17 protein-coding genes are annotated in these 20,523 nt (G+C 64.9%); 6 read left to right on the top strand and 11 right to left on the bottom strand.

What is annotated here, in order from left to right:
• Positions 1-133 precede the first annotated feature (133 nt).
• The gene (locus PanNE5_RS07900) at positions 134-1,063 is read left to right on the top strand and encodes an ornithine cyclodeaminase family protein (protein WP_261939573.1); all 930 of its coding nucleotides are present in this window, start codon (positions 134-136) and stop codon (positions 1,061-1,063) included.
• A gap of 69 nt (positions 1,064-1,132) precedes the next feature.
• Here the strand turns inward: PanNE5_RS07900 and PanNE5_RS07895 are convergent, their stop codons facing one another.
• From PanNE5_RS07895 to PanNE5_RS07870, 6 genes are all read right to left on the bottom strand, one after another.
• Positions 1,133-2,161: a 2Fe-2S iron-sulfur cluster-binding protein gene (locus tag PanNE5_RS07895; RefSeq protein ID WP_261939572.1), complete on the bottom strand. Its 1,029-nt coding sequence runs from the start codon at positions 2,159-2,161 to the stop codon at positions 1,133-1,135.
• 14 nt (positions 2,162-2,175) lie between these two features.
• Positions 2,176-2,655, bottom strand: a complete 480-nt coding sequence (locus PanNE5_RS07890) for a GlcG/HbpS family heme-binding protein (RefSeq protein ID WP_150564416.1) — start codon at positions 2,653-2,655, stop codon at positions 2,176-2,178.
• A 42-nt stretch (positions 2,656-2,697) separates the two neighbouring features.
• Positions 2,698-4,152, bottom strand: coding sequence for an aldehyde dehydrogenase family protein (locus tag PanNE5_RS07885; RefSeq protein ID WP_150564415.1), 1,455 nt, complete (start codon positions 4,150-4,152; stop codon positions 2,698-2,700).
• Positions 4,153-4,248: 96 nt separating this feature from the next.
• Positions 4,249-4,980 (bottom strand): TenA family transcriptional regulator, encoded by a 732-nt coding sequence (locus PanNE5_RS07880; protein WP_261939571.1) that lies wholly within the window; start codon positions 4,978-4,980, stop codon positions 4,249-4,251.
• Positions 4,981-5,138: 158 nt separating this feature from the next.
• Entirely contained in the window at positions 5,139-6,458 is a 1,320-nt protein-coding gene (locus PanNE5_RS07875; protein WP_261939570.1) for an MFS transporter, read from the bottom strand.
• A 42-nt stretch (positions 6,459-6,500) separates the two neighbouring features.
• Positions 6,501-8,006, bottom strand: a complete 1,506-nt coding sequence (locus PanNE5_RS07870; RefSeq protein ID WP_261939569.1) for an amidase — start codon at positions 8,004-8,006, stop codon at positions 6,501-6,503.
• Between the two features lie 608 nt (positions 8,007-8,614).
• Here PanNE5_RS07870 and PanNE5_RS07865 point away from each other — a divergent pair.
• A complete protein-coding gene (locus tag PanNE5_RS07865; RefSeq protein ID WP_261939568.1) occupies positions 8,615-12,289 on the top strand; it encodes an autotransporter domain-containing protein in 3,675 nt (1,224 codons plus the stop codon).
• 42 nt (positions 12,290-12,331) lie between these two features.
• On the opposite strand, the gene PanNE5_RS07860 is transcribed toward PanNE5_RS07865, so the two are convergent.
• Together PanNE5_RS07860 and PanNE5_RS07855 are read right to left on the bottom strand one after the other, a co-directional pair.
• Positions 12,332-12,865 (bottom strand): hypothetical protein, encoded by a 534-nt coding sequence (locus PanNE5_RS07860; protein ID WP_017231595.1) that lies wholly within the window; start codon positions 12,863-12,865, stop codon positions 12,332-12,334.
• Positions 12,865-13,563 carry a flagellar basal body L-ring protein FlgH gene (locus PanNE5_RS07855; protein WP_017231594.1) on the bottom strand — a complete coding sequence of 233 codons (699 nt, stop codon included), beginning with the start codon at positions 13,561-13,563 and terminating at the stop codon, positions 12,865-12,867. Before PanNE5_RS07855 ends, PanNE5_RS07860 begins: the two co-directional genes overlap by 1 nt.
• 219 nt (positions 13,564-13,782) lie before the next feature.
• Here PanNE5_RS07855 and PanNE5_RS07850 point away from each other — a divergent pair, with 219 nt between their 5' ends.
• The 4 genes from PanNE5_RS07850 (at position 13,783) to PanNE5_RS07835 (ending at position 17,297) form a co-directional block, all read left to right on the top strand.
• The gene (locus PanNE5_RS07850; protein WP_261939567.1) at positions 13,783-14,970 is read left to right on the top strand and encodes an ATP-binding protein; all 1,188 of its coding nucleotides are present in this window, start codon (positions 13,783-13,785) and stop codon (positions 14,968-14,970) included.
• A 104-nt stretch (positions 14,971-15,074) separates the two neighbouring features.
• Positions 15,075-15,881, top strand: a complete 807-nt coding sequence (locus PanNE5_RS07845; protein ID WP_039829662.1) for a response regulator — start codon at positions 15,075-15,077, stop codon at positions 15,879-15,881.
• A 42-nt stretch (positions 15,882-15,923) separates the two neighbouring features.
• The gene (locus PanNE5_RS07840) at positions 15,924-16,412 is read left to right on the top strand and encodes a hypothetical protein (RefSeq protein WP_017231591.1); all 489 of its coding nucleotides are present in this window, start codon (positions 15,924-15,926) and stop codon (positions 16,410-16,412) included.
• Between the two features lie 282 nt (positions 16,413-16,694).
• Positions 16,695-17,297: a YSC84-related protein gene (locus tag PanNE5_RS07835; protein WP_017231590.1), complete on the top strand. Its 603-nt coding sequence runs from the start codon at positions 16,695-16,697 to the stop codon at positions 17,295-17,297.
• Between the two features lie 129 nt (positions 17,298-17,426).
• Here the strand turns inward: PanNE5_RS07835 and PanNE5_RS07830 are convergent, their stop codons facing one another.
• The 3 genes from PanNE5_RS07830 to PanNE5_RS07820 all read right to left on the bottom strand — a co-directional run bounded on the left by PanNE5_RS07830 (position 17,427) and on the right by PanNE5_RS07820 (position 20,431).
• A complete protein-coding gene (locus PanNE5_RS07830; protein WP_017231589.1) occupies positions 17,427-18,296 on the bottom strand; it encodes an ABC transporter permease in 870 nt (289 codons plus the stop codon).
• A gap of 82 nt (positions 18,297-18,378) precedes the next feature.
• Positions 18,379-19,212 (bottom strand): ABC transporter ATP-binding protein, encoded by an 834-nt coding sequence (locus tag PanNE5_RS07825; RefSeq protein ID WP_017231588.1) that lies wholly within the window; start codon positions 19,210-19,212, stop codon positions 18,379-18,381.
• Positions 19,213-19,381: 169 nt separating this feature from the next.
• Positions 19,382-20,431, bottom strand: coding sequence for an ABC transporter substrate-binding protein (locus PanNE5_RS07820; protein WP_017231587.1), 1,050 nt, complete (start codon positions 20,429-20,431; stop codon positions 19,382-19,384).
• Between the last annotated feature and the right edge of the window lie 92 nt (positions 20,432-20,523).

The following is a 20,523-nucleotide window of genomic DNA, read 5'->3' as shown; positions in this document are numbered from 1 at the left end:
AACCAATCCCGATGTTGTCGATCGATCGTTGATTGGCGGCTTCCACGGAATGCTCGGCGAAGATGTTTGAGCATTCCTTGCAAATAGTATACCGTATACCGTAAATGTTTATCAACCCTCTGGACCTCGCCTGATGATCCATTTGACCGACGCACAGATCGACAAGCTGATCGGCTTCGCACAAGCCATTCCCGCACTGGAGAGCGCTTTTCGTGAGCTGGCTCGCGGGGCCGCGGCAGTGCAACGCCGTGTGCGCACCGAAGTCCGTGGCACCAAACTCTCCATACTCGGCGCGGTGCTTCCCGGCGCCGACGTTGCCGGGGCCAAGGTCTACACTACCCTTCGCGGGCAGTTCAATTTCGTGATCGTATTGTTCCGCGCCTCTGACGGCGCGTGTCTTGCCACGCTGGACGCCAATGCCATCACCCGACTGCGCACCGCCGCGACCACGATGCTCGCCGTACGTGCGCTGGCGCGTCGCGGTGCACACACTGCGGCCATTTTCGGGACCGGCGTTCAGGGCGCGGCACACGCGCACGCATTGGCACAGTTCACCGATATCAAGACGTTGCGCATCGTCGGGATCGAGGGCGATGCGGCGCTTGCGGCATCGCTTGATGCGACCTATGGTGCGCAAGGTGTGACGGCCAGCGCCGTGACGACCGACGAAGCGCTCGACGGTGCCGACGTCGTCATCACGGCCACCCGCTCGAGCACACCGCTCTTCGACGGCCACGCGCTCTGCCCCGGTGCGTTCGTCGCCGCCATCGGTTCGAGTCTGCCGCACACGCGCGAGACCGATGACAACACGCTCGCCCGCGCAGCCCGAATCGTTGTGGAACTGCGAGAACAGGCGCGAGAAGAAGCCGGTGACCTGATGCTGGCTGCTCCGGGACTGGTGGACTGGAACGGTGTGGTCGAGCTGGGTGATGTTCTTGAAGGCCTGACGCCTGGACGCCAACGTGATGACGAGATCGTCGTCTACAAGGCCGTTGGCTTCGGTCTGCAGGACGTGGCACTCGCTGCCCTCGCCTACAAGACATTCATCGAGCGCGGCGCCTGACGCATCAAATGACAGGAGGGCAGACGGCCCCCCCGCCCCGTCGCGCCCTCTCCAATCGCTCCAATCGACTCAGGCGGCCACGTCTTCCCGCGCGGGATGCTGGAACGTGAAGCTGTCTGCATACACGTAGCGTACGCTGGCCCCGTTGGCAACGAACGCCGTTTTCGCCTCGGCAATCATCACCGGTGAGCCGCACAGATACACCGAGTGCTCGGAAAGGTCGGGATGATCGGCGAGCACGGCGTCCTGCACATAACCTCGCGCCCCCGCCCAGTTATCATCCGCACGCGACAACACCGGGACGTAGCGGAAGTCGTCGTGCTGATTCTCGAGCGCGGTCAGCTCGTCGTGGAGGTAGAGCGCCGCTTGCGTACGTCCACCCCAATACAGGTCGATGGGTGGCGCACCACTTGCTAGCATCTGTGCCAGCATGCTGCGCAGCGGCGCGATGCCCGTACCCGTGGCGACCATCACGATGGGCCGATAGTCGTCTTTGTGATAACCGAACCCGCCTAGCGGCACTTCCACGTCGAGCGTGTCGCCGGGACGGAGTTTGCTCAAACGCGTCTGGGTGAAATATCCGCCCTCGATGCTGCGGATGTGGAACTCGACTTCCCCTGGCCTGTCACCCGCTTCGGGCGCACACGCCATGGAGAAGCTGCGCGGCCCTGTGTCGCCGAGCAACACGTTCAGATACTGACCGGGACGGAACACCCAAGGCGCCCGCTCGCGCGACGCCAGCACCAGCCGCGTAACGTCCGGCCCGAGCGGCTCCGTGCGCACGACGCTCACCTGACGCCGCTGCGCCGGTGCAGGCGCATCAAGCAATCTCTCGGTGCTGATCGTCAGATCGGCGCACGCGCGGGCCTGACACAGCAGTGCGTAGCCCGCGTCGGCCTCGTCCTGCGAAAGGGCGTCCGGCATCTCGTCATATTCCACCCGCCCCTGCGCGAGCTTGACCCGGCAGGTCCCGCACCCCCCGAACTCACACTCGGACGGCAGCACGACACCCGCGCGCCGGGCTGCCTCGAGGACAGTTTCGTCGGACGTCGCCTCGAAGCTGCACTGAGCCTCTATCCATGTGATTCGATAGCTCACGGCGCGCGTCTCCGTCAAAGCTTGATGTCGGGTTGCACGAGCACTTCTCTACCGCTCTCGCGCAGCAGCGCCTGCAGTGCCGCGAGCCCGGCCAGCCCGGCCTGCGTATCTTGTTCGCCGTTGCCGCCCGACAAGCCGATGCCACCGACCACTTGCTTGTCGACCACGATGGGAAAGCCCCCGACAAACGCCGCGAAGCGCCCCTCGAAGCTCCACTGAATACCGAAAGCTTCATTGCCGGGCAGTGCCGGGCCATTCGGCGGCGTGGTGAACAGATGCGTTGAGCGCTTGTGCCCGGCCGCCGTGAATGCCTTGTTCCAGGCAATTTGCGGTCCGGTGATGCGCCCGCCGTCCATGCGTTCGAGCGCGAGCGGGAAGCCGCCTTCGTCGACCACGCAGACGGATTCGAGGACACCGATTTCCTGCGAGCGCCCGATGGCCGCGGCGATCATGTGGCGGGCTTCGGCAAGTTCAAGTTTGAAGAAGGGTTTCATGTCAGAGGGAATAAGTTGACGAGAACACGTGCGCGGCTTGCATTAAGCACCGCGATACACGGTCTTGATCTGGAGATAGAACTCGAGGCCATCGCGCCCGGACTCCCGGAACGTCGCGGTACTCGACTGCTTGAGACCGCCGAACGGCGCGTTGATGAGATTGCCCGTGGTCGTGCGGTTGATCTTGACGGTGCCGGCTTCGATGTCGCTGGCGAACCGATGCATCAGTCGGGCGTTCTGCGTCACGAGCGACGCAGCCAATCCGTAGTCGCTGTCGTTGGCCACAGCGATGGCGTCTTCATAACCATCGACGTCGATCACCGCAATGACCGGGCCGAAAATCTCTTCTCGTGCAATTCGCGCGTCGCGCGGCACGTCTGCGAAGATCGCCGGGGTGATGAAATATCCGTGGGCATAGGCGTCATGCGTGAGTGGCTCGCCGCCGCACACCAGCGTGGCCTCCTGTTTGCCGATCGCAATGTAGTCGAGCACCGTGCTCAACTGCTTCTTTGTGGCAAGCGGTCCGATATCGATACCCGGTTGCATGCCGTTGCCAATCTTGAGTGTCGCCGTCCTGGCGGCGAGCCGCTCGACGAACATCGCGCGAATCGCGCGGGCGACGAGTACCCGGCTGGTGCCGGTACATGCTTGCCCCGTGAGGGAGAAGCCGCCCTTGATGGTCAGATCGACGGCACGATCGATATCGCCGACGTCGAGCACGATCAGCGGGTTCTTCCCCCCAAGCTCCATCTGGGTGCGGGTGGACAGCGACGCGGCTCGGTGAATCTGCTCGCCGGCCGATGTCGAGCCGGTGAAGGAAATGGCTCGTACTTCGCGCGCGCCGACCAGCGTCGGACCGACGGCCGAAGCGCTGCCCGTCACGAAATTCAACACGCCCTTCGGGATGCCGGCTTCCACAAACGCTTCGGCCAGACGCAATCCGCTTAACGGTGCATCGGATGCCGGCTTGAACACCACCGTGTTGCCGCACACCAGCGCCGGGGCGATCTTTCGTGCGGGGATCGAGACAGGGAAATTCCAGGGCGAGATCACAGTAACGACACCCAGCGGTTCGCGCACCGTGTATACCGTCATGTCATTGTCGTCGTTGGGAAACGTTTCGCCGCCGTAGGATTGCGCCTCGATGGCGTAGTAGCGCAGCGTCTGCGCCGCGCGCAGAAACTCGTCCTTGGCAAGCGCCTTCTGCTTGCCCTCCTCGCGCGTGAGTTCTTCGCCGAAGCGCTCGGCGTGGCGTTCGAGATAGCCGGCGGCGTCGAGCAGTATCCTGGCGCGAGCGCCCGCCGACAGACGCTTCCAGGAAGGGAATGCCGAGGCGGCGGCGCGCACGGCGGCTTGCGCATCGGCTTCGCCCGACGCCTGGAAATGGCCGACGACGTCGCGCGTGTCGGCCGGGTTCAGGTTCTGGAACGTGGCGCCCGAGCGGCTCGCGCACCATTCGCCGTCGATATAGTTCAGAAAAGTCGGAACGGTCGTCATGAAAGCTGCGTCCTGCAAGAGGTCTTCAACACCCGCGCCACCGCAAGATCCGTTTGGCGACTTGCTGTCGAGGGCGGCGGCGCGGCAGAACGTCGTTCAGGCGGCCAATCCCAGCTCAGGCAGCGACACTTCCTTCTCGACGTAGTCGTAGTACAGCGCGGTCGTATACAGCAGGCGCATCTGCGCACCGATCTCGCAGATCTTCAGGCAGCGCTGCTGCAATTCGGGCGTGTTCGCGTTCTCCAGCACGATCTGGTAACCACGCTCGCCATGAATCTCGTCGGAGACGATGTGCAAATCGAAGAACTCGACTTCCTCGTCCGTGAACTTGTACGTATCGCGCAGCGTGGGCGTCTGTTTGCGATAAATCGACGGCACTTGTGACTCCAGACCGACGACCAGCCCGGCCACCGCCACCACCGGATCTTCACGCATGGCGACCGCGTAACACCAGCTTTGCAGTCCGCGCGTCGTCGGCGACATGTTGTCCGGGTCGACGACGCGCTCGCGCGTCGTGCCGCACGCTTCGGCGAAGCGGATCAACAGGTCGGTGTGGCGATCACCGCCAATCTCCTCTTCGTACATGTTCGCGAGCAGGAAGTCCTTCGCCTCGGTCATGTGATCTGGCGTACGGGCGTACAGATAGCCGAGGTAATCGGCGAACGGCCCGACATAGTGATAGTGGTTCTCCGCCCAGCGAGCAAGGTGCGCCCGCGATAGTTTGCCGCTTGCCCACGCGATGCTGAACGGTGCCTTGTTCGCGCTCTTGCCCTTGATTGCTTCTTCGAGTGCCGCGCGGAAGGTTTCGCGGTCCATCAGTTCGGCCATGTCTGACTCCTTGGTTCCAGGTGGATCCCCCGCCCCCCGATTTTGTGATGGGAAGAAGCGAGGGCGATTTGTAATTTCGGTACACTGTATACCGTTTCAACGGAAATGCCAATACAACAAATTGCATGTGCGGGACGACCGCAGAAACAGGAAAGCGGTCAGTCGGCTGCGCGGCCGATGGCGCCCGATACGGCGGCGTGAATGGTGCGCGAATCGTCGTTGCTTGCGTTCACCGGTTCGATGGCGTCGAGCTTGATGCCGTTGGTCTCGGGCAGCATGATGGCCGCAATGATGACGAGTCCATAGCCGACAGCGGCCACAATGGGGATGGCGAGCGTGAGCGTCGTGTGACCGCTGGCGAGCCAACCGGCGATGAACGGGAATACCGAGCCGATGACGCGCCCTGCGTTGTATGCCACGCCATAGCCGGTGGCGCGAATCTCATGGGGATATGTCTCCGAGATCGTTGCCGCTACCCCGGCGAACGTTCCTTGCATCAACACACCCATCAGGAAGCCCAGCACCATCATCACGGGCACCGGCGCCGGAATCAGCATGTAAGCGATGCTCATCACGAACGCACCGACGGCGAACAGGATGTAGGTCGGGCGACGCCCCAGCCTGTCGGTCGCCCAGGCGCCCACGGCATAGCCCACGATGGAGCCGCCGATGGTGATGGCCAGCCACAAGCCCGTGCCCGTCACCGACAGTCCGCGTTCAGTCTTGAGCCAGGTCGGCATCCAGGTGGCGATCGCGTAGTACGAGCCGAGCATGCCGCCCGAGAGCAGACTGCACCAGAGCGTGCGAGCCGCAAGGCCGCCGCTGAACACGCCGCGGATCGTCTTGAGCGGGCTGGTCTGACGGCGCTCGGCCATCGAGCGGGTAAAGGCCTCCGGCTCTTCCAGATTCCGGCGCAGCCAAAACACCATCACGGCCGGTGCCACGCCGATGAACAGGCACACACGCCAGGCGGTCTCTGGCGGGAGCCAGTTGAAGATCGCGCTGTAAGCGAGTGCCGCCAAGGCCCAGCCGAACGAATAGCTGCTCGCCGTGAAGCCCGAGAACTTGCCGCGATGGGCCGGATTGCGGATCGTCTCCATGACCAGCACCATGCACAGCGACGATTCGCCGCCGAAACCCAGGCCCTGGACGACGCGCATGATGGTCAGTTGCGTCGGCGAGTGGGTCAGACCGCAGCCAAAGCACGCCAGCGCGAAAATCGCGATGGTCCAGCGCAGGATACGCACGCGACCATAGCGATCCGCCAGTAGGCCCGCACCGATTGCGCCCACGAGCGAGGCGATCAACGTATAGGTGACGATGCTGCCTGCCGTTGCCTTGCTCATGCCCCACGTTGTGAGCAGCACGGGGATGAGGAAGGAATAGATCATGAAGTCGTAGACATCGACCGTATGGCCGATGAACGTGCCCGCAAGGGCGCGCTTCTCGTTTCTCGATAGTGAACTGAGCCAGGACATGAAGGTGTCCTCCTTGGAGGGTCGTGGGTTTCGTAGGGAAGGTCAGGCAGGTGGTACGAAGGCGTAGCCGGCGGCCTCAAGCAATCTGGCTACATGGATCGAGCGCAGGTCGTGATACAGCGGCGCCACGATCTGTACGCCCACAGGCAGCCCTTGTGCCGTGCGCCCTGCGGGCGCCACGGTCGAGGGCAAGCCGCACAAGCCGGAATACCCGGCCCAGAAAAGTTGCGTCGTGAGCGGCTGCGCGCGCCCGTTGACGTCCAGCGTGCGTTGCCAAGGCGCGCCCTCCTCGTTCAGCACGAACGCGGGCGTGGCCGCCACGGGGCACAGCAGCACGTCCACACGCTCGAACAATTCGCGCCACGCGGCCGCGAAACGCTCGCGTAGCGGCTGCAATCTGAGCCAGTCGCGATGCCGCATGGCCGCCCCCACGTACTGAAGAGACGCATAACCCATGTCGTCCGCCGGAGCCTGACCGGCCGCCGTCACGGCGGCTTCGAATGCCTCGTCGCCCAGATAGCCGCACGTCGATGCCCGCAGCATCAATGTATACACACGCATCAGTTCGGCCGCATCCAACGATGGGCGGGCATTCCACAGCACCTGCGCGCCACGGTGCTCAAGATCTTGTCCGAGGCGCACAATGGCCTGCTCCACCTCGGCGTCGACGTCGGCAATCGGGTGATTCGACAGAACACCGAAGCGAATCTGGCGCAGGTCGGTGGCGTGACAGCGGGGTAGTTCGAAGCGTACGGCGCAGGCCGCCTCTGCCGGCGGCCCGGCGATGGCTGACAGCACCACTTCAAGGTCGTCCGCGCTGCGTGCCAGCGGGCCTGCCACGTTAATATCCGGGAACGCCACACCACCCGGCAAGCCATGCCCGTCGAGGGGCACGAGACCGTGCGTGCTCTTGTGCGAGAAGATGCCGCAGTAGTGGGCAGGGTTGCGAATCGACGAGCCGATGTCGGAGCCGACATCGAAGAAAGACATGCCCGTAGAGACCGCGGCGGCGCTGCCGCCCGACGAACCGCCCGGCGTGCGTCGTAAATCGTGAGGATTGCGCGTGGTACCGTAGACGTCGTTGTAGCTCTGCCAATCGCGCAGGAAGATCGGCACATTGGTCTTGCCCAGCAAGATCGCACCGGCATCCGTCAGCCGTTGAACGACGCTCGCATGTTGCGCCGCAATATTATTCGTGAATGCCGGATCGCCGACAGTGGTCGGCCACCCCTTGACGTCAAACGACTCCTTGATCGTGAACGGGACGCCGTGCAAAGGCCCCCGGACCAGACCAGCGCTCAACTCCTTATCCCGCTGACTTGCGACCGCGTACGCTCGCTCGAAGTCGCTGACCACCACCGCGTTGAGCGTCGGATTCGAACGGCGCACGGCCGCTTCACACGCGGCGACGAGCGCCTCCGACGTAACGTCGCGACGCCGCAATGCCTCCTGCACCGCTGTCGCCGTTACCCAATGCCATTGGGGAGCGCCGGGCGAGTGTCGTGATGCGGTCTGGTCGTCCGGGCATTCGACTGTTGGATTCGTCATGATGGAAAAGCCGTTTCAGTATTCTGTATACCATCGATGAACAAATTTTCGCTGTCAAGCCACTTGCTGATCAGGGTTTCTGCTAGGAACTGTCGGCCTTCGCCCCACCGCGTTCAAAACACCACCCGCCGGTCTACCCGTTGCGCCAGGCGCGTGGCACCGAGTCATTGAGCGCCATGCAGCCCGTCGGCCAAGTGCCCGGGCGGTAGACCCGTCTCGCGATGCCATAGGCGCCCAAGCGTCCCTGTATCGCCGGCAACCGATCAGAAATGCCGTCCGGCATCAGAATGGAAGGCATTGGAAGCTTCATGTTCAAACAATGATGGCCAAAATAGGCGCGAACCGCCATCTGGCCGCCTGAAGCCTCACCGCCCACTTCACCGCGGGACACCGTCGCAGGGAAACGTCACCCTTATAGCGAGTTACCTTCCTTTGTATTACATTCGGTGTCCTATGCGCACTCAAATAGCGCACGCACCGATGCTCATCCATCGAAATAGGCGCGGTCTTCCTGAGCATTGGCGTCCCATGTCTGCCGTAGTGCGGGGGAAAGGCCGTAGCTTCTCGGTCACCGGTCGCCATGCACGGCGCGATACGAGAGATTATTCGTGGTCCAAGGCAAACTCGGGCGCGCAGCCCGTCAGGCGCAGCTCGCCGCTACGACGTCGGTGACGTCTTCGGCTCCACATTTCGGCTTTGTGCCGGCGCGACGTCCAGCCCGAGGACCGACGGGTCAGGGGTTCATTCGAACGGTCGGGAGCACGGCCATTGCGCTGGCCCTCGCCGGGGCTGCAGCCCCTGTCTGGGCCGCGGCCTGCACGCCCAGCGACACCAGCGGCTGCGGTGCACCGGGCGGCGACGGTTTCCCGGGTCGAAGCGGCGCGGGCGGCGCCGGAAATGGCCAGGGCGGCGGCTCCAGCCACCTCGACGCCAGCACCGTGACCGTACAGGACCCGGGAAGCTGGGGGGCCCTCGGTACCGGCGGCGCGGGCGCAACCGGAGACGTCGCTGCCGCGACAGCCAACGGTCCCGCGCAAGTGATCGCCTCCAGCAACATCGTTATCAACGCCCCCGTGACGGGCGACGCCGGCAACACGGGACCGGACGGAACCAACTTCGGAAGCGGCGGGAACGGCGGCAACACCGGCCTTTATTACCTTGGCAGCAACATCACCGTCGCAGGCGCGGCAGCGGTCACGGGCGGGGCTGGGGGCAACGGGGGAAATACCACCAACGGCGTGAGCGGCAACGGCGGGGGCGGGGGCGGCGGGGGTAGCGGACTCACCTCGGCCGGGGTCGCAGCGACGATCACCAACAACGGGACGATTACCGGGGGCGTCGGCGGCACCGGGGGTTCCGGTGGGTTCAGCGGCGGCGGCGGCGCTGGCGGCGACGGCCTGCTCTCGCTCGGCGGCAGTGCGTCCATCGTAAACACCGGCACGATCACGGGCGGCGCAGGCGGGGCCGCGGGCGCGGGCGCCTCGGGGTCCGCGGCAGGCGGCGCCGGGGGCACTGGGGTCGATCTTGCCCAAACCCACAATTCCCTCGCCAATATCGGAACGATCTCGGGCGGTATGGGCATCGGAGGCGGTGTCGGCGTGGTGACGCGTGGCATGGATTCGATCACGAACGCAGGTCTCATCATGGGTGCGTTGACCGGCGCAGGTGGGACCCGAGCGGCGGCGATCGAGTTTGGCGGCACGGACAATTCGCTGAATCTGCTGACGGGCTCCTCGATCCTCGGAACGCTGCTCTTCGACGCGGGGGCGACGGCCACCATTGCCGCAAGCAACACAGGGCTGACACTGAACAACGATGTCATTCTGAGCGACGCGGCGTCGCGCGCGACCGTCTCCACGGCGTCGACCGGCTTGACGATGTCGGGCGTGATTTCCGGGGCTGGCTCGCTCAGTGTCGTGGGCGGCAACACGTTGACGATTTCGGGCATCAACACGTATACGGGGGCGACCACGATCAGCAATGGCACACTCGCCCTGGCGGGAAGCGGCAGCATCGCGGCTTCGTCCGGCGTCGTGCTGAATTCGGTGCTCGATATATCCGCCGTCACGTCGGGGACGTCGATCAAGGCGCTTTCAGGCGCGGGTACGGTGCGGCTTGGCGCACAGTCACTGTCGCTCACCAACGCGGCCGGCACGTTCGACGGCGTCATCGACGGCACGGGCGGCGTTCGGGTGGCCGCCGGCACCCAGACGCTGACAGGCACCAGCACCTACACCGGCGCGACCGTGGTCGACAGCGGGGCCACGCTCAAGCTCAGCGGCGGCGGCAGTGTCGCAGCATCGAGTGGCGTGACCAGTAACGGCGCGCTCGACATTTCGGCAACGACAAACGGCGCGTCGCTCACGGGCATCGCCGGCAGTGGGTCGGTCGCGCTCGGGGCCCGCACCCTTACGCTCACGAACGCCTCGGGCGTCTTCTCCGGCAGCATCGGCGGCTCCGGTGGGCTGACATTGAATGGCGGCACACAGACGCTCTCGGCCGCGAACGTCTACACCGGCGCGACCACGATCAATGGAGGCACACTGGCATTGACAGGCGCCGGCCAATTGTCTTCGGTGACGAGCCTTGCGATGCTGGGCAGCGGCGCGACGTTCGATATGTCTGCTGCGGGTACGCAAGCGGTCTCCGGATTAAGCGGCGTGGCAGGCACGCGTGTGCTCATGGGGGCGAATTCGCTGAGCGTCGATGCCTCAGGCAACAGTACGTATGCCGGCGACCTTGCGGGCAGCGGGACCTTCACCAAGCTCGGCAGCGGCATGCTCGTTCTCAATGGCGCGAGCACGGCCTTCACGGGGACGACGAGCGTTGCGGCGGGCACGCTCGAAGTCGGCGACGCCAACCACGACACCGCCTCACTGGGCGGCGACGTGGCCGTCGGCGCACAAGGGACGTTGCGCGGGCACGGCACGATTATCGGCAGCGTGACCAACGGCGGCATCGTGGCGCCGGGAGGCTCCATCGGCACGTTGCGCATCAGTGGAAACTACACACAGGCGTCCAATGCAACGTTGGCGATCGAGGTGAGTCCGACGGCGGCGTCGCAGCTCAAGGTATCGGGAAGCGCGACGCTGAACGGGGTGCTGGCGATTACGTACGATCCAGGCACGTACCAGGCAACACGCTATACGGTGGTGACCGCGGCGAATGGCGTCAACGGTCGCTTCTCTTCGGTCACCGGCGCGCAGGCGGCAGGCGCCAATCTTGGCAGCCTGCAATCGTCGGTCGCCTATGGTGCGAACGATGTCATCCTGTCGCTGGTCGATCCGTCCGTCAGCGATCCCGGGAGCTCGGGCGCAATCGTGATTGCGCCGAAAAACACGAGCGTCTACACCGCGCTGGGCACGGCGGCGCTGGCGAATGCGCAGTCGACGGCCGCGGCGCTTCTCGATCAAGCTACGCGACGCGCCGTGGATACAGGGCTTGCCACCGGCGACGCGGCGCCGCGTACCTCGCCCGTCTGGGCCACGGCCACCGGATTGCACGCACGTGTGAATGGCTCGGGCGCTCAGTCTGGCTTTCAGGAGAATCAATACGGCTTCCTTGCTGGCGCGGAACGGCACGAAGAACGCGTCATGTTTGGGCTGGCGGGCGGCTATTCCCATGCCGATCTTTCGGAACAGGGCACGGCGAGCTCAGGCACACGGGACACGCTGCGCCTTGCCGCGTATGCAAGCCGTGAGATGGGCGCGGTCGATGTTGCCGCCACTGTCGGGTACGGCCTTCACTTCCTGTCGCAGAAACGCCCGTTCGCGGGCATCGGCACGGCCGAGGGCGATCATATCGGGCAGGAATTGACGGCGGCGGCACAGGCGAGTGCACCGATGGCGATCGCGGGCATTGTCGTGACGCCTCGAGCCGGCCTGCGCTACGCCTACTTCCACGCGAACGGCTTCGACGAAAGCGGTGCGGGCGGACAGAATCTGCGCGTTGGCACGGACAACACGCGGAGCCTGCAACCGTTTGTCGGTGTGACGCTCGACAAGGCGTTCGGCGACGCAACGCGCCCCGTGAACGTCCAGTTCCGCGTGGCGTACGCGCACGAACTGCTCGATGTCGCCCGGGTGATCACCGTGGCCTCGCAGGACGGTACGGCCTTCGTCGCATCGGGTGCGGATTTGCCGCGCGGCTTCCTGACGCTCGGCGCCAGCGTCGGCGTGACACTGGCCAAGCACCTGGATATCTCGCTCGCCTACGATGCGCTCGTCAATACGGCACGCGCATCGTCGCAGGCGGGGAGTCTGAAGGTGAGTTACCGGTTCTGAACGCCCTTGCGCGGATGACGCTTGTCGCCGCCCCTTGTTCGCTCAAAACACCACCAGCCGATCAACCAGTTGCGCGATGCGCGAGTTTGACGCCGACCACGATTCGACCGTACGCGATCGACCGTCGAAGTACACGGTATTGATCACTGATCCGTTGCGGCTGAGCGTCAGCGTTGCATAGGCCAGGTATTCGCTCGGCGTGTTGCCCCACAGAGCATCGCGCCAGGCGCGGCGCACCGAGTAATTGAGCACCACGCAGCCCGTCGGCCAGGTGCCCGGGCTGTAGATCGTGCTCACGATGCCATAAGCGCGTAGGCGACCCTGTATCGCCGGCAGCAGATCGGAAATGCCGTCGGGCGCCAGCTCGATACACACATTGTGCGAGAGCAGCTCCGGCGCGGCGGGCGTCGTCGGCGGCACGATGGACGGCAGTTGATCCGACAGCATCACGCCCGTCGACACCATGCTGGAGGCCACCTGCGCGGCGAGCACCGGCACCGGTGTCGTGAAGAGGCACCCGCCCAGGGTGGCGCTGGCGGCCGCCGCCAGCATCAGCACGATCGCCAGTCGTTTCATCAGAACGGCGACACGCCGAGCAGAATGCCCTGCAGCCAGCCACCACTGCTCCCGTCGGCGACCTGCCCCTCCTCCACGCGCGCCACCTTGACGTGCCCCACCTTGCTCGACGCGACCACATTGCCCGGTGAGATGTCGAATTTGTTGACGACGCCGGTAAAGCGGAACGTCTCCATATTGCGCCCTTGCAGGACCTGCTTTTCCCCGCCCACGACATATGCGCCGTTCGGCAATACGTCCACGATCGCCACCGCAATCGTGCCGGCCAGCGCCGTGCTCGAACTGTTGTTGCCGTTGCCCTTGAAGGCACTGGCCGATTGACCGATGTTGAACCAGCGCTCCAGCACGGAATCGGCCCCATTGGCCTTGGCGCTCTTGGCCGTCACGCTCGCGTTGCGCGAGATGTCGCTCTGCGACTTGTTTCCACCGGACGAGTTTTCGGACACCGCAATCGTAAGCAGATCACCGATGCGATGCGCGACCGGTGTCTCGAACCAGTTCGTGGCGGTGGTCGATTGGTAGATGGATCCGCCCGTCTGCACGTTCGCCACGCGCGGCATGGGCATCATGCCCATCGGCGTGGGCGCCGGCGACGAGCTGGAGCAGGCCCCCAACATGGCGCCCGTGGCGGCCAGCAGCGCAAGCGTCCGGAGAACACCGCGCGCCGCAACGCGCGGTAGCATCGACAGCTTCGACATGGTGAGGCGCCCCCGCGCCGATCCCGGATGCCGGATCCGGTCGTCTTGGAATAGTGTGAACGGTTGATCGATGGCGCAGCCGACACGGCGGCCAGCGTCGAGAGGAATAGTAAGGAGTGCAGGTGCAGGCACTAAGCACAAATAGAGGAAAATTTGTGGAGGCCCGCCGCGCGCCACACCGATGCTGAGAAAATGGCGCGCCAACGTCGGCAGAGCTCCATGGGTTCGCCCCGTCAGGCGCGCTTTCCCGCCATCACCGTTCGCCCAACCACGCAGCGCATGAACTCCGGCATCACCCGCAAGCTTTTCCTCGCGCTCTTCGCGACAGGCCTGATCACCATGACGGCCACGGCACTCGCCGTGCGCGCCGCGCTCGGCGGGCATCGCTGGCTGTGCGGCGACAACCTGATGTATCTGACGGTCCTCGGCGTCGCGCTGCTCGGTGTCGTGGCGCTGCATCTCGCCCGGCGTCTGCTCGTGCCCGTCACCCCGTTGCTGGAGGCCACCCACCGCATGGCGATGGGCGATTACAGCGTACGCGCGCCGACAGCCGGTGCCGACGAGCTCGCCCGTCTCGCCGTCGATCTGAACCGCCTGGCCGACACGCTCGCCCGCAACGACCGCTCGCGCCGCGACCTGCTCGCGGACATTTCCCACGAGCTGCGCACGCCGCTGTCGATCCTGCGCGGGGAAATCGAAGCGTTGGAAGACGGCGTACGCCCGCTCACGCAAGACGCCCTCGCCTCGCTGCGCGTTGAAATCTCGCAGCTCTCCAAACTGATCGACGATCTGTACGAACTCTCGCTCTCGGACGTCGGCGCACTCACCTACACGTTCGCCCCCGTCGACATGACCGAGCGCGTCGCCACGTCCGTGGCCGCGTTCGGCGACTGGTTCGACGCCAAGGGCATCGCGCTGAACGTGCACCTGCCCGACGACACGCTCATCATCAACGGCGATCTCCACCGCGTGACGCAACTGCTGGGCAATCTGCTCGAAAACTCGCTGCGCTACACCGACGGCGGCGGCGCCGTGCGCGTGTACCTGTCGGCCACGGCCACGCAATTGCGTCTGGAGATCGAGGATTCTGCGCCGGGCGTGCCGGACGACGCGCTGCCGCGTCTGTTCGAGCGCCTGTTCCGCGTGGAGGCATCCCGCAGCCGGCGAAGCGGTGGCGCCGGTCTGGGGCTGACGCTTTGCAAACATATCGTCGAAGCGCACGGCGGTCAGATCGCCGCGCGGCATTCCCCACTGGGGGGTCTCGGACTCACGATCACTCTGCCGCGTCACCGCCCTGCGCCTGCGGCCGCAGGGGGGGCGTGCGGCGGCGGATGCGACCGGTCACCCGGCGGGACGAGCCGCCCCGGGCCCGCGCGGCTCGATGACCCCGCCCTTGCGAGCTCGTGATGAACCCTTCGCCCATGCCTTCGACCTCGCCGAACCCGTCGCCGGGCGCTTCGCACGCATTGACCCCGGCGCCGCTTTCCGCCCCACGTTCACCGACCGACGCGATGACCCTCTCCAACACCGCCCCGATTCTGATCGTCGAAGACGAGCCCAAGCTCGCCGCGTTGCTCGCGGAATACCTGCGGGTGGCGGGCATGCCTTGCCGCATTCTCTCGGACGGCCGCGACGTGGTGCCGGCCGTGCGCGCGACACAACCGCGCCTGGTGCTGCTCGATCTCATGCTCCCGGGCATGGACGGCCTCGAAGTCTGCCGCGCCGTGCGCGAGTTCTCCGAGGTGCCGGTCGTCATGCTGACGGCGCGCGCGGCAGAGACGGACCGGCTGCTGGGCCTCGAACTCGGCGCCGACGACTACATCTGCAAGCCCTTCAGTCCGCGCGAAGTCGTGGCACGCGTCAAGGCGATTCTGCGCCGGGTGAGAGGCGCCAGTACCGCCAGTACCACCTTCGGCCCCCAGGGAACCGCCAGTCTTGCAAACGCGGCACCGCCGCGCGCGCTCGTCATCGACGCGATGCGTCATCACGCACGGCTCGACGGACACGAACTGCCGCTCACGCCGGTGGAGTTGCGGTTGCTGGCGACGCTCGCCAGCCATCCCGACAAGACCTTCCCTCGTGCCCACCTGCTCGATCGCATGTACGACGATCACCGCGTGGTGGCCGATCGCACGGTCGATAGCCATATCAAGAACCTGCGTCGCAAGTTGCAGGCGATCCGGCCCGACGAGGAAATCGTGCGCTCGATCTATGGCGTCGGCTATCGGCTCGAATTGCGCACGGACCGCCCGGGCATGGGCGCCGCGCGGCATGGCGTCGCGGGTATCGACAATCCCGCCGGGGCGATGCCAGAATAGGCGCACCCGCGCCGCAGCGCGGTTCCCTTGAGGAGATCGACGATGCCACGCCGCGCCGCTACGTTGTCCCCGATGTCCACTGCCCTCACAGCCTTCACCTCATCCGCGTCATTCACGCCAAACGGCGTCGCAGCGTCGATGCTTGGCATTGCCGATCTTGCGCGGTCTTACGCGCCGATCAAACGTTTTCTGCAAGCTTCCACCGTCGTCGCACTGCTCGGTGTGAGCGGCGGCGCGTGGGCGCAGACGCCCGTGTGTTTCGATAGCGTCGGCCACGCCCTGCCGCCAGAGCAATGCTCGCAAGCCGCGCGCGATCAGGCCGCATCGCAGGCGACTGCGTCCGGCGCGAGATCGCCCTCACTGCGCGACGAGTGTCGCGCGCTCGCCGACAAGATCGCCAACACGCCGGACAAGCCGGTCTACCAGCGCGGACGCCGGGTCGAGTCGCCCGCCGGCGATCGCGTCGACATTCCTACACGCACCCGCCCGCGCAAAGCGCTCAAGGAAGAGTACATGCGCAAGTGCACGTAGGCGGACACCTACAAGTTGACGAGAGATGTCTGCAAGTTAACGGAACTTGTTGCCCCATTTCCTTGACAATAACGTCAGAGACCGCATAATCGTCGTCACGCCGATGGGTTGTCTGCCACGATTTCACGCAGACACATCCGTCGGATGCCGAATTATCGTTCTCATCATCCGCTTCATGGCCGACACGACGCGTGCCGCGTGGAATGCGTCATCGGCCCGACGTTTTATCCGGATCCATGCCGCCGTGCTCAGCACGGGGCACACGCTACCTGGAGGGAGAAAATGCAAAAACGCGAATTCCTGATGAAGACTTCCGTCGCTGTTGCCGCCGCTGCATTCGCGCTGTCGGGCTGCACCACGACCACCCCGTCGCAGGCCAGCAAGAGCGACAGCTCACCCGGCGCCAACGCGAACAAGCGCCGTGAGATCGATGCTTCCGTGAATGGCGCGCTCGACAAGATGTATGCGTCCGTACCGGGCTCGCGCGAACTGGTGAACAAGTCGCGCGGCATGCTCGTGTTCCCGTCGGTGCTGCAAGCCGGTTTCGTCGTGGGCGGCCAATACGGCGAAGGCGCGCTGCGCGTGGGCGGCGCCACGAAGGGCTACTACAACACGGTGACGGCGTCGTTCGGTCTGCAGATCGGTGCGCAGTCGAAGGCCATTATCTTCCTGTTCATGACGCAGGACGCCCTCGACAAATTCCAGCGCACCGACGGCTGGACGGCGGGGGCCGACGCCTCCGTGGCCCTGGTCAAGATCGGCGCGAACGGCGCGGTCGATCTGAACACCGCGACTTCGCCGGTCGAAGTGATCGTGATGACCAACGCCGGTCTCATGGCCAACCTGAACGTCGAAGGCACAAAGGTCAGCAAGCTCAACATCTGACGACGCCCGGAGACCGCGAGGCATTCAGGAATCTGGCGACCTCGCGTCCCACGTCCCACGCCAAACGACAACGGCGCCATCCGCAATGGATGGCGCCGTTGTTTTATGCGCAGACGATGACCGTCGGCATTACTCGGTGCTGAACGCCGCCGGACGCCACTTCAGCAAACGTTTCTCGAGCGACGTCAGCAGGTAATCCGCCGCCAGCGCCACCACGGCAAGCACGATCATCGCGGCAAACACGCCACTCGCATTGAACGCGCCCTGCGCGGTCGAGATGAGCAGGCCGATGCCCTGCTTCGAGCCGAGGAACTCACCGACCACCGCACCCACCAGGGCAAAGCCGAAGCTGACGTGCAGGCTGGCGAGAATCCACGACAACGCCGACGGAATCACCACCGACATCGTCACCTGACGGCGCGACGCGCCCAGGATCTGCGCATTCGCGATCATGTAGCGGTCGGCTTCACGCACGCCCTGGAAGGCATTGGCGAACACGACGAAGAACACCATCACCACGGCAAGCGCCACCTTCGAGGCCATGCCCAGACCCAGCGAGATCACGAAGATCGACCCGAGCACGACGCGCGGAATCGAGTTGGCGATCTGAATGTAGAGACTAAAGACATCCGAGAGCAGCTTGTTGCGGCCGAGCACGATGCCGCAGATCACACCCGCCACGCCGCCGATCAGAAAGCCCAGCACGGTCTCTTCGAGCGTGACGAACACCTGCGTCCAGAGCGGGCCCTGCGAGGTGCCTTCCACACACCATTCATAGATCTGCGCAACGATTTGAGTCGGTTGCGAGAAGAAGAACGGGTCGATCCACCCCACGCGCGCGCCCACTTCCCAGCCGCCCAATCCGATCACCAGAATGGCCACGCGCAGAAAAATCACCAGCGCGCGACGCTGTTTGATGCGACGCTGCGCGCTGGCTTCCTCGCGCGCGAGATCGGCGTCACTGAATCCTGCCACCATGGCCTGTTCACTCATGTTCATGCCCTCCTCCAGACGGCGTGGGCACGCGCGTCGATGCGCGGCCCGCAAATGCATTGTCGATGCCCCGGCGGGGGCGTCGTCTTCAACCGATCTTCACTTCCTCACGCAGATCCGCCCAGATCTCGCGCGAAATGTCGATGAAGCGCTGCTCGTAGCGAACTTCCGACATCACGCGCGGACGCGGCAAATCGATCGTGTACACATTCTTCAGCGTGGCCGGACGCGCCGTGAGCACGAACACGCGATCGGCCAGCGCAATCGCCTCTTCCAGATCGTGGGTGACGAACACCACCGAGCCGGAGGTTGACGACCACAGTTGCAGCAACTCGTCCTGCATGAGCGTGCGCGTTTGCATGTCCAGCGCGGAGAACGGCTCGTCCATCAACAGGATTTCGGGGTTGTTGATGAAGGTCTGTGCCAGCGCCACGCGCTTGCGCATGCCGCCCGAGAGCTGGTGCGGGTAGTGGTCGCCGAACTTGTCCAGGCCCACGCGCTTGATCCATTGGTCGGCCAGTGCGTAAGCGGCGTCTTTGGACTGACCGCGAAACAGCGGGCCGGCGGCCACGTTCTCGCGCACGCTGCGCCACGGGAATACCGCGTCGTTCTGGAACACGAAGCCAATGCGCGGGTCGATGCCGTTGACCGGCTGCCCCATCACGCGCACGCTGCCGGCAGTCGGGCGCAGCAGGCCGGTGATCATCGACAGCGTGGTCGATTTGCCGCAGCCGGTCGGCCCGACAATGGCGACGAACTCGCCGCGGGCGACCGACATGCTGAAGTTGCGCAGCGCGATGGTGGCGTGGCCGTCCGCCGAGATGAAGCGGCACGACACGTTGTCGAATTCGATGGCCGGGGTATCGCGCGAGACAGGGCTCGCAGCGCGCGCCGGCGCAGTGGGGGTGATGGTCTGGGTCATGCCCGGTTCCTCAGTGACGTCGAAGGGCAAACGGTGTCGTTGCGGTTTTTCAGGGGTGAGTCTGCCCACACACCGGACGGTCGTCGGGTGCGGGCGGCTCGGGTGGCGGCGCGTCGAGCGACGCGCGCGCCGGAACTACAGGATCAAAGGGTGACGCGAGATCGAACGCTTACTTCGGCACGTTCGCGGCGTCGACAAACGCGTTGGTGTAGGTCTTCGAAAGGTCGATGTGCTTGCCCTTGACGTTCGGGTTGAACGCGGCGAGCACCTTGAGCACCGTCTCCGGACCATCCTTCGGCATGCGGCCGTCCGGCGAGTACATCGGCAGCGAGTTCTGCAGCGCCTGCAGGTACAGCGCCTTGTTGTTGGCGTAGTAGTCCTTCGGCATCTTCTCGGTGATCTCTGCGGCCGAGTGGGTGTTGATGTACTTGAGTGTCTTCACGAACGCGCGGGCCAGCTTGGTCGCCTCTTCCTTGTGCGTGTCGGCCCACGCGCGCTGCACGTACAGGCTCGACGCCGGGTAAGCGCCGCCCAACGCGTCGACCGTGCCCTTCATCGTGCGCATGTCGACGAGCACTGCCGCGTCGCCCGTGTTGATCAGACGCGAGGCGGTCGGCTCGGTCGTCATGCCGGCGTCGATCCGGTTCTGCTTGATGGCGGCGATGAACGTGTTGTCCGCGCCGACGGGCAGCACCGAGAATTGCGACGACGTGATGCCGTGCTTGGCCGCGAGGTACTGCGTGAGGAAGTTGGTCGACGCACCCAGGCCCGTCACACCCAGGGTCTTGCCCTTGACGTCGGCCATGCTCTTGATGGTGTCGCGGCTCTTGGCATTGACCAGTTCGACTTCGCCGGGCACCTGACCGAAGACCGTGATGGCCTCGATTTCCTTGCCCTTGCTTTGCAGGTCGATGGAGTGATCGTAGAAGCCAACCACGGCCTGCACGGCACCGGCGAGCAATTCGTTTTCGGCGTCGACACCGGCCGGCTGCGAGAGCAGCTCGACGTTCAGCCCTTCGTCCTTGAAGTATCCGAGTTGCTCGGCGAGTTTGGCCGGCAGGTAGATCATCTTGGTGATGCCGCCCACCATGATCGTGATCTTGCCGCTGTCGGCGGCGAAACTCGGCACGGCGGCCAGCGCCAGCGATGCGCCGAACACGGCGGCCAGAACGGGTTTCACGAAGGCTTTCGGCGTACGCACGCCATGGCTTGCTCGCATTATGGTGTCTCCATCGTTTTTAGGGATAATGGCTCAAGCGTCGCGTTGCGGCGCCGGCCGACCGCTGTGGTTTGCCACAGGGCCCAGGCAGC

The organism is Pandoraea sp. NE5 (assembly GCF_024363545.1).
GTDB lineage: Bacteria > Pseudomonadota > Gammaproteobacteria > Burkholderiales > Burkholderiaceae > Pandoraea > Pandoraea cepalis.
Note: the sequence above shows the minus strand (reverse complement) of the source record. Positions and strands in the feature narration are given on the sequence as shown.

What these genes read in the sequence shown, in the direction of transcription:
- PanNE5_RS07900 (WP_261939573.1), top strand. Translation starts at nt 134, where the DNA reads ATGATCCATTTGACCGACGCACAGATCGACAAGCTGATCGGCTTCGCA.
- PanNE5_RS07890 (WP_150564416.1), bottom strand. Translation starts at nt 2,655, where the DNA reads ATGAAACCCTTCTTCAAACTTGAACTTGCCGAAGCCCGCCACATGATC.
- PanNE5_RS07885 (WP_150564415.1), bottom strand. Translation starts at nt 4,152, where the DNA reads ATGACGACCGTTCCGACTTTTCTGAACTATATCGACGGCGAATGGTGC.
- PanNE5_RS07880 (WP_261939571.1), bottom strand. Translation starts at nt 4,980, where the DNA reads ATGGCCGAACTGATGGACCGCGAAACCTTCCGCGCGGCACTCGAAGAA.
- PanNE5_RS07875 (WP_261939570.1), bottom strand. Translation starts at nt 6,458, where the DNA reads ATGTCCTGGCTCAGTTCACTATCGAGAAACGAGAAGCGCGCCCTTGCG.
- PanNE5_RS07870 (WP_261939569.1), bottom strand. Translation starts at nt 8,006, where the DNA reads ATGACGAATCCAACAGTCGAATGCCCGGACGACCAGACCGCATCACGA.
- PanNE5_RS07860 (WP_017231595.1), bottom strand. Translation starts at nt 12,865, where the DNA reads ATGAAACGACTGGCGATCGTGCTGATGCTGGCGGCGGCCGCCAGCGCC.
- PanNE5_RS07855 (WP_017231594.1), bottom strand. Translation starts at nt 13,563, where the DNA reads ATGTCGAAGCTGTCGATGCTACCGCGCGTTGCGGCGCGCGGTGTTCTC.
- PanNE5_RS07850 (WP_261939567.1), top strand. Translation starts at nt 13,783, where the DNA reads ATGGGTTCGCCCCGTCAGGCGCGCTTTCCCGCCATCACCGTTCGCCCA.
- PanNE5_RS07845 (WP_039829662.1), top strand. Translation starts at nt 15,075, where the DNA reads ATGACCCTCTCCAACACCGCCCCGATTCTGATCGTCGAAGACGAGCCC.
- PanNE5_RS07840 (WP_017231591.1), top strand. Translation starts at nt 15,924, where the DNA reads ATGCCACGCCGCGCCGCTACGTTGTCCCCGATGTCCACTGCCCTCACA.
- PanNE5_RS07835 (WP_017231590.1), top strand. Translation starts at nt 16,695, where the DNA reads ATGCAAAAACGCGAATTCCTGATGAAGACTTCCGTCGCTGTTGCCGCC.
- PanNE5_RS07830 (WP_017231589.1), bottom strand. Translation starts at nt 18,296, where the DNA reads ATGAACATGAGTGAACAGGCCATGGTGGCAGGATTCAGTGACGCCGAT.
- PanNE5_RS07825 (WP_017231588.1), bottom strand. Translation starts at nt 19,212, where the DNA reads ATGACCCAGACCATCACCCCCACTGCGCCGGCGCGCGCTGCGAGCCCT.
- PanNE5_RS07820 (WP_017231587.1), bottom strand. Translation starts at nt 20,431, where the DNA reads ATGCGAGCAAGCCATGGCGTGCGTACGCCGAAAGCCTTCGTGAAACCC.